Source organism: Nitrospiraceae bacterium, assembly GCA_019637075.1.
Classification (GTDB): domain Bacteria; phylum Nitrospirota; class Nitrospiria; order Nitrospirales; family Nitrospiraceae; genus JAHBWI01.
This window is the reverse complement of record JAHBWI010000001.1, coordinates 419,348-433,465: the sequence shown is the minus strand read 5'-3', so window position 1 is coordinate 433,465 and position 14,118 is coordinate 419,348. Positions and strand designations below refer to the sequence as shown.

Annotated in this window: 7 protein-coding genes; 3 read left to right on the top strand and 4 right to left on the bottom strand. The window is 55.9% G+C overall.

The features are described from left to right. Positions 1 to 211: 211 nt before the first annotated feature. A complete protein-coding gene (locus tag KF814_02020) occupies positions 212 to 670 on the bottom strand; it encodes a hypothetical protein (GenBank protein MBX3234904.1) in 459 nt (152 codons plus the stop codon). Between the two features lie 901 nt (positions 671 to 1,571). Here KF814_02020 and KF814_02015 point away from each other — a divergent pair. Then, positions 1,572 to 2,624: an SGNH/GDSL hydrolase family protein gene (locus tag KF814_02015; protein ID MBX3234903.1), complete on the top strand. Its 1,053-nt coding sequence runs from the start codon at positions 1,572 to 1,574 to the stop codon at positions 2,622 to 2,624. Positions 2,625 to 2,752: 128 nt separating this feature from the next. Here KF814_02015 and KF814_02010 read toward each other — a convergent pair whose 3' ends face one another. Then, positions 2,753 to 7,582, bottom strand: a complete 4,830-nt coding sequence (locus KF814_02010) for an AAA family ATPase (protein MBX3234902.1) — start codon at positions 7,580 to 7,582, stop codon at positions 2,753 to 2,755. A gap of 789 nt (positions 7,583 to 8,371) precedes the next feature. After that, positions 8,372 to 9,247, bottom strand: a complete 876-nt coding sequence (locus KF814_02005) for a hypothetical protein (GenBank protein ID MBX3234901.1) — start codon at positions 9,245 to 9,247, stop codon at positions 8,372 to 8,374. Between the two features lie 534 nt (positions 9,248 to 9,781). Here KF814_02005 and KF814_02000 point away from each other — a divergent pair. Continuing rightward, positions 9,782 to 11,680, top strand: a complete 1,899-nt coding sequence (locus tag KF814_02000) for a radical SAM protein (GenBank protein MBX3234900.1) — start codon at positions 9,782 to 9,784, stop codon at positions 11,678 to 11,680. A gap of 125 nt (positions 11,681 to 11,805) precedes the next feature. Beyond that, positions 11,806 to 13,761, top strand: coding sequence for a radical SAM protein (locus tag KF814_01995; GenBank protein MBX3234899.1), 1,956 nt, complete (start codon positions 11,806 to 11,808; stop codon positions 13,759 to 13,761). 47 nt (positions 13,762 to 13,808) lie between these two features. On the opposite strand, the gene KF814_01990 is transcribed toward KF814_01995, so the two are convergent. Further along, positions 13,809 to 14,054 carry a hypothetical protein gene (locus tag KF814_01990; protein MBX3234898.1) on the bottom strand — a complete coding sequence of 82 codons (246 nt, stop codon included), beginning with the start codon at positions 14,052 to 14,054 and terminating at the stop codon, positions 13,809 to 13,811. Positions 14,055 to 14,118 lie beyond the last annotated feature (64 nt).

Here is a 14,118-nt window from a genome sequence, read left to right as displayed (position 1 = left end):
GAAAAACGGGAGCAGTTCCTTTTTTGACGCCTGTCACCTGCCGGTGAGCTCAGGGCGAATCCCTTTTCTTGCTCTTGATGTGAAGGGGGCCCGGCACCTGTGTCTCCGTATCCTGCCCCTGGTTCTTCTCCCTGAGCGCAGGCCCTGCTCAATCTGACCTCGGCCCCGGTTTTCTCCCATCGCGTTTAAGCGCTCCGTGCGTTCCCCCTCGTCACCAGACGTAGTAAGGCTGACGTTCGCCAAGGACGAAACGCGTTGCGTCCCAGACATCGATCGCCAACGAGATGGCATTGGTGGCGATGAGCGTGACGAGCCAGACATGGAATGCGGTGTGTCCATCCGGGATTGTATCGAGACGCGAGACGATCCATGCCAGCATGGGCACCCACAGCACGTGCGTGGTGCCGAGCAGTCGAATAAATCGTTTGCGCTGATAGATCAAGGCTTGGGCGAGCAGAGCCATGCCGACGGCGGCGAGGGCGATCTGCGCTTCAATGTGCGTGATGAACAGCAGGCATGCCCCGTTTACAGCAATGAGCCACGCGCCCCAGATTCTCTGCAAGGGCCGGAAGCGAACCAGCACGATCCCGAGCAGTTCATAGACTGCCCGCATGAAACCGGTGTGACCTGTTGAGGTGTCCAGCTCGGATGATAGTAGGGTGGTTCTCATAGCCGTCCTCCTGTGTGCGTGCGCGTGACCGCACTCGGTGTATTGCCCAATGACGGCTCTCACTATACGGGGCAATTCTCAAGCGGTCTTATCAGGGAGTCTGATTCTCTTAGCAGCGGCGGGCGAGTGGTGCGGGTACTTATCCAGGCGTCCGGATTCGCTTGCTCCGGCGCTGCGACGTGGCAGAAAGAGAATGAAATGGTGCCAGGAATCGATTCGTACCCAGAGAATGATTCCTGACACGATTTCCTCTTTGGGCTTTCTTAGAAGGTCATCTCTCGGGTTACCTGGGTCTTTCAATAATCATAGCGTGAAAAATCAGTAGCCCTATCACGACTCCCGCCATAATCAGAAGGGAAATGCCACGCGCAAACTGTAGAACATCTGCCGGCGGGGAGGGGAGAAGTGCCCCGGCACTAAACAGGACAAACCCAGCGAGAATAGTGACAATGAGAAACCGAGTAATCCAATAGATCTGATTCCAGATTTTGTCCTTACGTGGTTCTTCCATATCCTTGGTCAGGAGCCACCCATACAGAGTGAGTCTGGCATTCGCCAGATAGTAGGCGAGAGCGGCTATCAATCCTAAGAGCGCCAGATCTGTGGGTGTCATAAGCCTCCCTTTCTCATTGTCATGGTTGTTCTAGAAGTTGAGATTGCTGGGAGAAGTATATTGAACTTCCGCAGCTCGGAGTACTCATTTAAATGGACGCATTGTTGTGGCTTAGTGGGCGAGTTTAGGGGGTAAGAAATGATAGCTGGCACCATTTCCCTTCTCCTCGAATCGTCGGTTGCTCAGATTGCGGTAGGCTGCATGGCTCGTGCGCCTCTTCATTGAGAGTGTAATTTCTGGCACTATTGCTGAGAGCCAATCCAATCTTGGATCATTTTAGGAGGTCATATGGCTGCAAAACTTTCGTTTGCAGAGTTTGATGCAAGATTGAAGAGTGGAGCGTTGAAAGCCGCAGATTACAGAAAGGTTTTAGAGCGTGACCCCACATGCCCGATGGTCCGTGTGAGGTTTAAGCCCGGCGCATTGAGGGATGCTCCGCCGGCAGGGTATGACGTTGACCGTGAACTCTATTTCGCAAAGAGGACCGAACAGGAGCGACAACTGGCAGCACTCGTCCCAACCGGCCTAAAACGAATACTTGCCGAAGGAGATTCTTGGTTTAACTTGCCTCCGATCATGTGGCCAGAAGCCATCGCTGATCGGTTACATTCGAACAACCGAGTCGTAGTTAAGAATATTGCGCATTGGGGGGATACGCTGAGCCAGATGCTGGCGACCAAGGAATATTTGGAGCAGATCCCTCGATTCAACCCAGACTGGTTTATCTTCAGCGGTGGGGGCAACGACTTGCAGCAGTCACTGGCGCGCGGTGAACTTGTTCAGACATACGACTCAAACCGTCCGATTGAAAAATGTCTTTCAGAACAGGGAGTCGGCCTATTGCGGGATATCGCCGAAGGCTATCGGGCACTCTTAAACCAGATCGCGATGGCTGCTCCTTCCCTTCATACTATCTGCTATGCGTATGACTTCCCAAGACCGACCTATAAAGACGGGAAATATATCGGGCAATACCTCCAGAAAATGGGCTACCCCAAGACGACCTGGAACGCAGTCGTGAAAGTTATCATTGATCATTTGAGCGACTCCATTAAGGCAGTTGCTAAAGCGTTTCCGAACGTACGATTTCTCGATTGCCGAGGAGAGACCACCAAGTATCCTTTCTTTGACGATATGCATCCCGATACCGATGGATTTAAGATACTGGCAAGTAAGTATGAGCAGGCATTCGGGGTTGTGCCGATCCGCTCATCAAAGCCGGGAACCAGGACTCTGACGGCAGACCGTAAGCAAAAGCCTAAGGGGAGTAGGGGCTCATCCAAAAGGGGTCCTGCAAGGAAAGTATCGAAGAAGAACCGAACGAATCCCCAAAGAGGCTAGATGGAGAGATGGTGTCGGAATCGCCTCGGGGGCTGAAATGATTCCTGGCACCGGTTTCTCTTTATCTTTCTATTTCATCACTGGTCGTTTTTGAGCATCGCGGGATTACCACTCGGTATGGCACCTCGTTACGCCATTTCTTGCTGGAGAAGTCTCAGCCTCCTGTTCTTGGCTTTGTAGGTCTCGATCTGGCCGCGCTTCTCAAGGATGCTGACAGACCTCATGGTTCGTCTCTCAAAAGCCTCACGGGGCTTTCCACGTGTCATCACACCTAGCTCCTTGAGTACGCGGGTGGTGAGCGAATGCAATGTGCACGACAGGTTGGGGCGATTTCTTAGAGCCTGAATAATGGCGTCTTGAATCTCGCCCGCAGTTATCTCTTCAGGTCGACGACCTGATTCTATGAAGTCCTCGTCTGACCTCCCAGATAGATAGCTTTCATCTTCGTTCAAGCCATCGTCAACTGCATCATCATTGAAGTCCGATGTGCTCGTTCTTCGCGTTTCCAAATTATCTTCACGGGACGAGCCTTCAGGGCGTAAGTTCGGTAAGATGCCTCTCGCGTCTAATGCCCCCCATAAACCGAGAAGCGCATTTGCTTTGTTGGCATAGAATGCTGCTTCTCTTACGCGGAAGAATTCCCACCCGCAGCGCTCTAATTGGCGTTGGCGTTGCATATCTGTCTCGTAACGGTCAGAGCCATGCCATTGGTCGCCGTCGCATTCGACGGCCAGACGCGCCTGCCCGCCTTCAACTACAAGATCGATCCGCTTGCTAGCAAATTCGTATTGGGCAAGCACTGTAAAGTTCTTGCGCAGAAGTTCAAGAGCGACGTCCACTTCGAACCAGCTTTCAAAGGGTGCTGGGGCACTCACAAGTCTCCGATTATCCTGCGCTGCCCGCCGCTCTAGTTCGTCCCGCTCAATTCCAGCAATTTGCCGTGGCGCCGTGCTCTCGAAGAACTCCAGCAATCGTCGTCGAAGGCACGATGCGCTAAGGTCGTTAGATGTCAGTGAGTGGAATAGAATCATCTGGTCACGAGCACGGCTGGCCGCTACATTGAAGCGTCTTTCATCTGACGGTTTTGTCAGAGCCCCAATTCTTTCGTTGCTGGCTGCCACCAGCGACAAGAACATGATGTCGCGTTCGTCACCCTGGAAGCTGTATGGATTGCCGCAGACCAGGCGCCGCCGTTCCACTTCCTCAGCACCCAGTCTCTCAAGCAATTGATGCTCGATCAAAGCAGCTTGAGCTTCGCCTTGAAGTACTACTATGCCCATGGTCTTGCCATCATACCGGCGATCACCGCACAGTTGCCGAATCATTTCAACAATCGCCTCGGCTTCTGGCCGGTTGATTGCTCTGTTGCTCGACCCTTCGCGATGTCCACCGTCCACAAAAACTTGCCTCAGGGGCGGAAGGCGGTCCGGGCCATACTGCCTTAGGGGAATTAGTGGTGTGTCGGAATAGCAAAGATCGTTGCTAAAGCGAATGATCTCCGGCATGCAGCGAAAGTGCTCGCGTAACGTAATGCGCCGAGTTCCATAGCGGAGTTTTCCATGCTCAAAAAGGCTAACATTGACATCGAAGTACTCTTTAAAATTGAAATCATATAAATATTCGTCCAGCAGCTTGTTGATCGGCGTTGTATCTTGAAATTCCCCGCTGGGGCTGATCTGTTTATCATCTCCGACAATCAAGATCTTTTTCCCCAAATACAAAAGGGGCAATGCTTCAAACCCGCACTGAGAAGCCTCGTCTACTATAATTACGTCGAACATGCCTGGTGTTGGATCCACTGTGTCCCAAACGCGGTGCAAAGGCATTATCCATGCAGGAACCGCATCCTTGCATTCATTCAAGCTACGCTGTGCCGCTTGACGATTACGAAAGTCACGTTTGCCTTTGCCGGTTTTGGTTAGCGATTTGACATGCTTGCACCACGCCTCCATGTGTCGGCGATGTGGCTCTTCCATTCTCTGGAAACAGAATGCCCAGGCCTGAATGGCTGCAAGTTTTGCAATAACGCCGTTTATTTCATCGTCGATCTGTTTTGCGCGCTTTGCAAGCGCCGGAGCATCTTCCTGCCGAATGTAATCCTCAATCCAATGGCGGGCCTGCGCCCATTGCCAGGCAGCGCTAATATCTCGAATTCTTGTTTCCCAGTGCGATTCGGAACAAGTGTGTTCCAATGACTTCATAAAGTGTGGGAGCAATCCTCGGAGCTCAGAAAAGTCATGGTCCGTTTTCTGAAGGATCTGCTGCTGTTTCTTCAATTCCTGAATTGTATTGATGCACCGAGCGAAGCCATCTCCGTCGCGATGGCGAATAGCCTTAAGCAAATCATTCACTACCGGGTGCGCATTCTTTGTGGCGGCTATGCGGGAAAGCGCAACGTCGATAGAATGGATTTCCTCAGTGGCAAGGCGTTTGCGGATGCGGGCTAAGGCAAGGCGGCATGATGAAACGGTTTTCCCAACTTGAATTTCGTCGGCCCACGTGGGCTCGTGCATGTCCGGGCATTGTTTTAGTGCTTCACGGCACCGGACGAGGAGTGTCTCGACAGCCAAGGCATTTTCGAGCGCTTCACGCAGCGACTTGAGAGCTGCCAATTGGAGAGCGTATGGGCCTTGAACTTGTTCGGTTCGGCCTTCCCAAAATCCCCATGCCTTCCCGCATTCAATGCGTACATGCAGGGCATCGACAAGAGTCGAGAAATGCTCGACTGTTGAGCAAGGACGTCCACCCACCTTCACAGATCGAAGGATGTACAATCGCTCTTTTACTGGCTTGGGCCGAAAGACGCCCCAACCTAGACTTCCGCCATTTTGCAGGTGTTGATTGAGTTTGCGGGCGTCGTCAAGCAACGTTCGCATGTCAGTAGTACCCGGGAAGTCGATGCTGGTGTTGTCCGCTACCGTAACGAGTTCTTCGATGGACGCAATTACGTCTTTCGTTACACGTAGAAGTTCATGCCACAAGGACAAGTCGCCGCTCGTGATATCACGTAAGGCTTCATTCATCCAAGAATGCGGCCTAGACAGCAATCGTTTGCGGGTATCGCGAAAAGTGGATAGAGTGGCACAAATCGATTCGATGGCTACGGAATTGCTTTTTGCGAGCAGATTTGCGATGGGCTCATCGGCGCCAGTTTCAGAGAGCCGCTCGTCTACTATCGCCTGAGCTTCACTCCGTACGAGATCAGTAAAGCGCTCAGTGGATGGCAATGCCTCGGGCAATGCAAGCGCTAATTCCTCGCGCTTTTCCGTTGGAAAGCGGCGAAGAGCCTCCAGAATGGCAAGGAGGTCGTTTGTGGAGACGTGGCAAGCCTTTTCCGAAGGTATAGAATCCATGAACCATTCGTATGCAGACCGGTCACGATTTACGGCTTCGGCGATTCTGGCGGCCGTCCCACGATAAGCGCCTCCTGCAATCGACTGAGTATGAGTCTCGGATTCGCGAATGTCGCGGAGGCGCCGATTGACGCGGGTTCTTTCCTCGCGGAGGGCTCGCAGGTTGTTTTCTAGGTTCGTACGCTCAAGGGTGGCCAAGTCGGTGCTCCAACCATCGTTCTTTCGCAGAATGCCGCCGACACTAGATTCGAGGGAGCGGCGCTCATCGAGGCCGCTGCCAAGCAGGTTGATGCAGAGGGGACGGAGTTCCTCGGGGACAAGCCTTTCGAGCACCTGTAGTGCTCGGGGTGTCTTTGCTGTGATTAGTGTGCGCCGTCCTGTAGCAAGCAAATGGCAGATCAGATTGGCAATCGTATGAGATTTGCCCGTTCCCGGTGGGCCTTGCACGAGTACGCCGCTTGATGACTGAATTTTTTCGACAATGCGGCGTTGCTCCTCATTTGATGGTTTGGGGAAGAAGATGTCACGGGCAGATTCTTGGCTAACTTCCTCAGACCGATCACTGGGCTCGTAACTATCCTGGGAACGCATCTCTGCCAAGTCGGCGAATTCGCGAGGTAGGTCTTGGCCACGCTCGAGCTGCTCCCTTATGCGTTGCAGGGTTTCGGTGAGGCCTTTGGCAGTGCGTCTCCGGAGGATCAATGCTGGGGCGAATTCCACAATAGGCTTCGCCGTTGCATGGGAGTTCTTTGCTTCCAGTGAGTCGTCGTAAACACCTTCTGAATTGAGGGAATGTGCCAGAACCTGAAGGACGCCTTCCACGCAACCTCTGTCCCACAGATCGTCTTCGGCGATGGCTAATGAGGCCTTCGCAGTTTCCTCCGCGCGTGTCGGTTGCTCTTCGATATCCAGCATATCGAGCTCAGGCCGAAGCTTGGCACCGTCAGGGTGAGGACGAACAGTGAACTTACCCAAGCGAGCTTCAAAATCCAGAATGGCATCTGCAACGACTATGTGACGTCGGACGCGTTGGCCGGTTGGCGTCTGCCACGTCAGTAGACCAACCCCATGCACGAGTTCGTATTCCTCGCCAAGGCGGAGTTGTGCCTGGTGAATAGCGAAAAGGCTACAGTAGATCTTGTGGACCTTTTCCCATGAGTTGTGTTCCTCCGTCCAAGGCAACCATTTGCCTTCAACATAGCGATTCCATGCTTGTGAAACCTCCTGATGATCCTCAAGGCGTTCGGTATGAGGGATTGTCTCTGGCTGGTCCGATCCTTCCCACCAATCAGGATTCTGTATTTGTCGTGTAATCTCCGGGAAGAGTTCCGGCAAATCGTCCTTGTTGCGAAGCGCCGATGGGTTTACCCAGTCTTTGCACGGATGGGGGACGGTTGGCAGTTCTGGCTCGCGCCTGTTTGTCACTTCCATCCATTCGTCTAACTCATGTTCCTCGTCAGGTCCCCACGCCTGCGTGAAGCAAGATCGCTCCTGCGGAACGTCCGATATCCATAGAACTTTCTCGTATTCGGAAATGTCCCGAGTGAGCTTTGTGCGAAGAGTCGCCAGCCGTAGCAGATAGTCGACAAGACGAATAGCTTTCATCGGTTCCGAGGTCAATGCTGCCCGCTCGCTCAAGATGTCACCTGTTTCAGTTGGTTCAGCCGTCTAACATATCAATTGTTTGGCGTGTTTCTATATACATCCCGTGGGGATCGACTAGTGAGTTGTCTTCGTTTGTGAAATCAACGTGCTCCGAAGGATGGCGCGTCATTTCCTACGCCTTACGGTCTACGAAATCAATCGTAATTTAATCGCTGCGGTGGTGCCTGAAATGCATCCATTTCCTGTCGGGCAGGAACTGTCAGAGAAGTGGGTGAAGTGGTCTAGCCGGACAGGTGCCTGGCTGTCGGCGCGGCCATCGGGTCCTGTGTTTCCGCCGGTCCGCCGAGATCAGGACAGCCTATTCTATAGGTGGCGAGCATTATACAGAACTCGTTCAACCCGGAGCCTGCCGATTGTTGGCGACGGGATAAAACCCGCCGGCGCAGCCAACGGCAGATGATGCGAGCGGCGGCCAACAAGCCCGTGGCCTAGCGCCGGCAGCCAGGTTGGAACCGAGGTCGTCGAACCGGAGCCTTGTGCGCGCGCAGTGAATCACTGAATGGTGAGAACGAACACGCATCACCAATGCTCCATCTCCTTCATTTCCTAGCCAAGGGTAGTGCCTTGCCCTCACCAACAGATAAAGAGTTTCGGGTGGCGCCGATCTGGGTGCCCTGGCGTGCGGAGCGGGGGACCCCACACCGGGCTGGGGTGCGAGCACGCGAGGGCTGATCGACGACAGGACCCGAAACTCTTTCCTCGCTCCTCTTCGCATCCCGCCGCTACGCGTCAGCGTTCATCGTAGTAGTCGATGAGCCGCTCTTGCACGATCTGGGTTGAATCCGTCCCGATGTCCGATGGCTGATTGGTCTGCTTCCTCGTCACCTCCTTGATCCAGTTACCTGCGCCGTCGTATTCGTAGAGGGTGATCCATCTGCTGGTCGCGCCGTGTTGAATCGTCTCGGTCGTCGTCCTGACGCGCCTTCCTGATACATCGTATTCATGCAGGCTTTTCCCCGTCACGGCCCCGTCGGCGCTGTAACTGGTCAGTGCCATCACTCTCCCGTCGACGGCATAGGTCCAAGACAACTCACCGAGCAAGCGCCCCTCCCGATAGCGCCCTGAGTAGAGGAGGCGCCCCAGGACATCGAAAAGATTTCTGCTCGTCGCTGTGCCATCGGTATGAATCGTCTCAGATGCCATTCCATCTCTGTCGTAGATCGAGAATTCGGCATGGTGAAACTCGCCATCTTGAGAGGCGGCGACCAAGGCGGTTTCTCGTCCGGCGCGGTCGCGCGCATGTGCGAAGAGTTTGCGGTACAGAATCGTCCCGTCTGGACTATGAGCGACCTCTTCTTGTTGCTCACCCAGCTGATTGTACGTAAACACATAGCGGGTGGCGCTGTTCTCGTCCTGGAGGTAAATGACCGCCTCGACGAGATGGCCTGCGCGGTCGTAGGATTCGGTCTGTGAAAGATCCGCGGCCATGGTCACGACGGATCGGACCGGGCCGATCAGACCATTCTTCTCTCTGCCCGTTTTGTCGGAGGCGGCAGCAGCGGACGCGCACAGGATGGTAGTCAGCAACCCTATGGTGACGCGTCGTAACAGCATGGAGAAAGCACCGGCCATACAGATGGAACGGGATTTATGCTTCACGGTCATGCTGATTGTCCCTGCCACACAAGCCGATGCTTTGTCGCATAGTTGGCCATGTGGGAGGGGCTAAACACGGCCATCAGAAATATAGTGGGTCTGGTATCGAGCCGCTGAAGAGTATGCCCGATCAAGCCGCTTGTCCAGCATCCCCAGCGTGCCGGTGACAGGCTATTCAGGCTGGAAGCAGCACGCATCCAGCATAGTCCTTCCTTTCACCCATCACCCCCGGCATGAGGAACGAGGGCCATGCACAAAGGGGTTCCCGGCTGTTCCCCTGTGGGCGCATTGACGAACTATGTGAGGCAGATCACCTTCCACGCTCGCTTGTTGCCCTTCCTGCCGGGGCACCTCGGTTGCTCCCACTGCGCCCGTCGAACGAGGTCCTTCTGAGGGCGCGCGTTCCGTGGGCAAGGGAGTCACCGGGGGGGTCTCGGCCCAGCCCTTGACCATGTTTCTCCGAGGCCCGTACAATGACCTCGTTCCTCAGCCATTTAATTGTATCTTTTAGCCCCTCCGGGGGCTGAGCCCATATAGAGATCCATGCGGGTTGAGTACAACAAAGGCGAGCGGGCCTCGCGCGAGCTGATCATGCTCCAGCGCCGGTCGTCCGAAGCCGCCGCCGGCCGGAAGATGAAGGTCTTGCTGATCTTCCCGCCCGACTGGTTCCCCTCCGAACCCTATCTGAGCCTCCCGTCCCTCACTTCGGTCCTCCGCCAAGCCGGCCACCAGGTCGTCCAGAAAGACATCAATTTGGAGATGTGGGACTGGTACTTCAGCGAGGACTTCCTCAAGAAGGTCCTGCGCAAGGTGCCGCAACAGCTCGACCGGCTGCGGAAGCTGGCCAAGAAGCGCGATCTGGAGGAATGGGAGCAGGATCTTCAGCTGCAGCTCTGCGACATCAGCCGCCAGCGGATCGACGAATTGATCAAGAAGGCCGAGAAGGCCAAGGCGATCGTTCGCGGCGAAGTCTTCTACGATATCGATCAGTTGGAATGGGCCATTCAAGTCTTCCGCGAAGTGACGGCGGTCATCTCGCTGGTCTATGCCCCGGCCCGGATCTGCATGCCGCCGATGGAGACCGACCTCTCCTATAAGGTGTTCGTCTCCTCTGAGGTCATCGAGGCGGTGAACGACATCCAAGTCAACGTCTACCGCGACGTGTTCGAGCAGTTGGTGAAGCCGGTGCTCGAGGCGGAGAAGCCGGACGTCGTCGGCATCTCGATCGTGCTCCAGCAGCAGCTCTTTTCCTCCATGACCTTCTGTGCCTTGATCAAGCAGCACTTCCCCCGGATCCACGTGACGATCGGCGGCAACACCGTCACGCGCCTGCGCGACGTACTCCCGCAATCGCCCCTGTTTCAATATTTCGACAGCGCCGTGGTCTATGAAGGGGAGACGGCCTTCGTCCAGCTCGTCTCCGCGGTAGGGGCAAAGCAGAGTTTGGCCGACGTACCCAACACCATCTATAAGGATGCGACCGGCGTCCATGTCTCCGCCACCAGCTATGCGGAAGATATGCACAGCCTGCCGCCGCCGGATTTCGACGGGCTGCCGCTGGAGAAGTATTTCGTTCCGACGAAGATCTTGCCCTATCTCGCGACACGGGGCTGCTACTGGGGCCGCTGCGAGTTCTGCGACCACGGCGAAGGCTACACGGCCGGCTACCGGTCGAAGAAGATCCAGGACATCCTCGGGGAGATTCAGCACCTGCGCGATAAGTACGGGGCGAAGCATTTCCACTTCACCGACGAATCCTACCCGCCGGCCCTGTTCAGGAAGCTCACGCGCGGCTTGATCGACAGCAAGATGGATATCTTCTGGACGACCCACATGCGGTTCGAGAAGAGCCTGCTCGAGGATCAGGTCTGGCAGGACGCCAAGGCGTCCGGCTGCAAGTACCTGCACTTCGGGTATGAGTCCGGGAACGAGCGGGTGCTGAGGCTCATGGACAAGGCGACGACCACCGAGATCATGACCAAGCACTTGAAGTACACGGCGGACGCCGGCATCTGGAACCACTGCATGGGGTTCTTCGGCTTTCCCGGCGAGACGCGCGAGGAGGCCTGGTCGTCGGTGGAGTTCCTGGAACAGAACAAGGATTACGTCCACTCGCTAGGGTTCGGCACGTTCGACTTGGGGCGGCATAACCCGGTGGCGAAGAACCCGGACAAGTTCGGCGTGACGGCCTACAAGAATCCCGAGTGGGACCTGGCGCTCGACTACTACTTCACCGTGAAGCAGGGGTTGAGCATCGAAGAAGCTGAACGGGTCTTCGAGGAATTCGAGCGCAATCACAATCCCGGCTGGGACTTGCGCCTCTACATTCGCGAGTACATTTTTCTCTACATTTGTAAGTTCGGGCTGCAGAAGCTGCCGGACCTGCAGTACAGGGCGGCAAAGCTCAGTGGATCGACGCCGACCCTGGCGGGAAAAATGTGAGCAGGATGTTGAAAAAGGCCTCCGGCGGCGGATGGTTGTTCCCGTGAGATACGACAGACGAGATACGGCTTCGATCACGAGATACGCTTCACGAATAACGAGATACCAAGGTTCGTTCTCCTACAATGAGTGAACTGGTCCAAATAAAGGCTTCACCGCAGCAGACGAATCTCGACACGCGCAAGCGGAAGGTGATGCTGCTGTTCCCGCCCGAGTGGGTGCCGACGGCGCCCTACCTCGCGCTGCCGTCCCTGACCTCGGTGTTGCGTCAGGCCGGCCACCAGGTCGTGCAGAAGGACGTGAACATCGAGATGTATGACCACTTCTTCAGCGTCGATTTCCTGATCTGGGCCAAGGCCAGGCAGGGGATGCAGCTGAAGGCGTTGGAGTCGGCGGAGACCTCCAGGGAACTGTCTGAACAAGAAGCGGCGCAGAAGGCCTGCCTGGAACATTTCGCACATGTGGAAGTCTTCGACCTGGCCGAGCGGGCCGAGCGGGCCAAGGGCATTGTGCGAGGACAGGCCTTCTACGAGGCGGACCAGCTCGAGTGGGCGCTGAATACCTTCCGCGAGGTGATGCAGTATATTTCCGCCGCCTATTTCCCGGCCTCGTTGGTCTTCTATCCGATGGAGAGCAACCTCGGGTACCGGCCCGGTGTCTCCCAGGAAGTGTTCGCCTGTTTGGAAGACGAGCAAGTGAACGTCTACCGCGACATTTGCAACCAGCTCGTGTTGCCGGCCGTGGCGAAGGAAAAGCCTGAAGTGATCGGCATGTCGATCGGCACGCAGATGCAGCTCATGGCGGGCCTGACGTTCTGCAGGATGATCAAGGAGAGCTTCCCGCATATCCATGTGGTGGTGGGCGGCAACGTGATCACCAGATTGCAGGAAGAACTGCCGAAGCATGAACGGTTCTTCACCGAAGTGTTCGATAGCGCGATTCTGTATGAAGGCGAGCATGCGTTGCTCTGGCTGATCGAGGCGTTGAACGGCGACCGGACGATGAACCAGGTGCCGAACCTCATGCACCGGGACGAAACCGGCGTGCATCTGAACCCTGAGGTCTACACCGAGAAGACCCAGGCGCTGCCGCTCCCGGATTTCGACGGGTTGCCGCTGGATCACTACTTCGTGCCGGAACGGATCATTCCCTACCTCGCGACGCGTGGCTGCTACTGGGGCCGCTGCACGTTTTGCGACCACGGGCAGGGCTACTTCGATCAATATCGCGGCATGCCGGCCCACCATGTGGTGGAGCAGATCGTGGCGCTGCGCGACAAGTACAACTGCCGGCATTTCCTCTTCTCCGACGAGTCCTATCCGCCGGCGTTGTTCAAGAAGGTCTCGCAGATGCTCGTGGACCAGAACGTCGGCATCAAATGGACGACCCTGATCCGCTTCGAGGAGACCTTACAGGATCAGGCCATCTGGGATCTGGCGGCCAAGGCCGGCTGCTGCACGTTGTACTACGGCATGGAGTCGGCGAACGAGCGCGTGCTGAATCTCATGGACAAACATGCGCGGAAGAGCGTGATCCAGAACAATCTGCATCAGGCGGCCAAGGCGGGGATCTGGAACCACGTGATGGCGTTCTACGGGTTCCCCGGCGAGACGCGCGATGAGGCGCTGGAGACGCGGCAGTTCGTCATCGACAATCAGCCGGTCATCCATTCGGTCGAGCTGTTTTATTTCGTGGCCTACCGCCACACGCCGATGGTGCGCAATCCGGAAAAATTCGGCATCACGATCCATAAGCAGGAGGAGTACGACCTGCCGCTGGATTACTACTATACGCTGAACGAGCCGGTCGGGATTTCCTGTCTGGACGCGATGCAGCTCTGCGAAGAGTTCTACAAGAACGACTTCCATCCCTGGGCGGTGCGGGTCAATGCCCGCGAGCATGTCTTCCTCTACATCTCCAAGTACGGCACGAACAAACTGCCGCAGATCTATGCGGCGACGAAGGTCGGTGCCTCCGACAGCGTGTCGGGTCTCGTGACCTGGCCGGTCGCGATGGGGGACGGGGAGGATGGGAAGGAGGGGATGAGCCGCGTGGTCAGCCACGGTGTGGGAGAAGCGTAAGCCACACCGTGGACGTATCTCGTCGAGAGAATCCTGCGAACGACGCTTCACGCTTCACGAACGACCTGCACTGTTAGCAGCGCATACGCTTCCTCGATTTCGCGAACCATCGCTTCCCCCTTCTTCACCATCTGCATGTATTTCTTGGGGTTATTCGTCTGGTTGGCTAGGCGGTGCGGGTCCCAGATACGGAGTAGTTCGCGGTGCTTGCGATCGAGTTGATCCCGGGTGACCGGCAGGGGCAGGTCAAAGAGCGCCAGCGCCTTGGCTAAGGTTTCGTCCGTCTCGTCCATGCCTGCATTCTATATCAAGAACTCCACGCTGTTTCAGCACTCTGCGCCTGATCTCGCCATCCGT

Excerpts from the sequence above, each read along its gene's own strand:
- KF814_02015 (MBX3234903.1), top strand. The coding sequence starts at position 1,572 with ATGGCTGCAAAACTTTCGTTTGCAGAGTTTGATGCAAGATTGAAGAGT.
- KF814_01995 (MBX3234899.1), top strand. The coding sequence starts at position 11,806 with ATGAGTGAACTGGTCCAAATAAAGGCTTCACCGCAGCAGACGAATCTC.
- KF814_01990 (MBX3234898.1), bottom strand. The coding sequence starts at position 14,054 with ATGGACGAGACGGACGAAACCTTAGCCAAGGCGCTGGCGCTCTTTGAC.
- KF814_02020 (MBX3234904.1), bottom strand. The coding sequence starts at position 670 with ATGAGAACCACCCTACTATCATCCGAGCTGGACACCTCAACAGGTCAC.
- KF814_02000 (MBX3234900.1), top strand. The coding sequence starts at position 9,782 with ATGCGGGTTGAGTACAACAAAGGCGAGCGGGCCTCGCGCGAGCTGATC.
- KF814_02005 (MBX3234901.1), bottom strand. The coding sequence starts at position 9,247 with ATGACCGTGAAGCATAAATCCCGTTCCATCTGTATGGCCGGTGCTTTC.
- KF814_02010 (MBX3234902.1), bottom strand. The coding sequence starts at position 7,582 with ATGAAAGCTATTCGTCTTGTCGACTATCTGCTACGGCTGGCGACTCTT.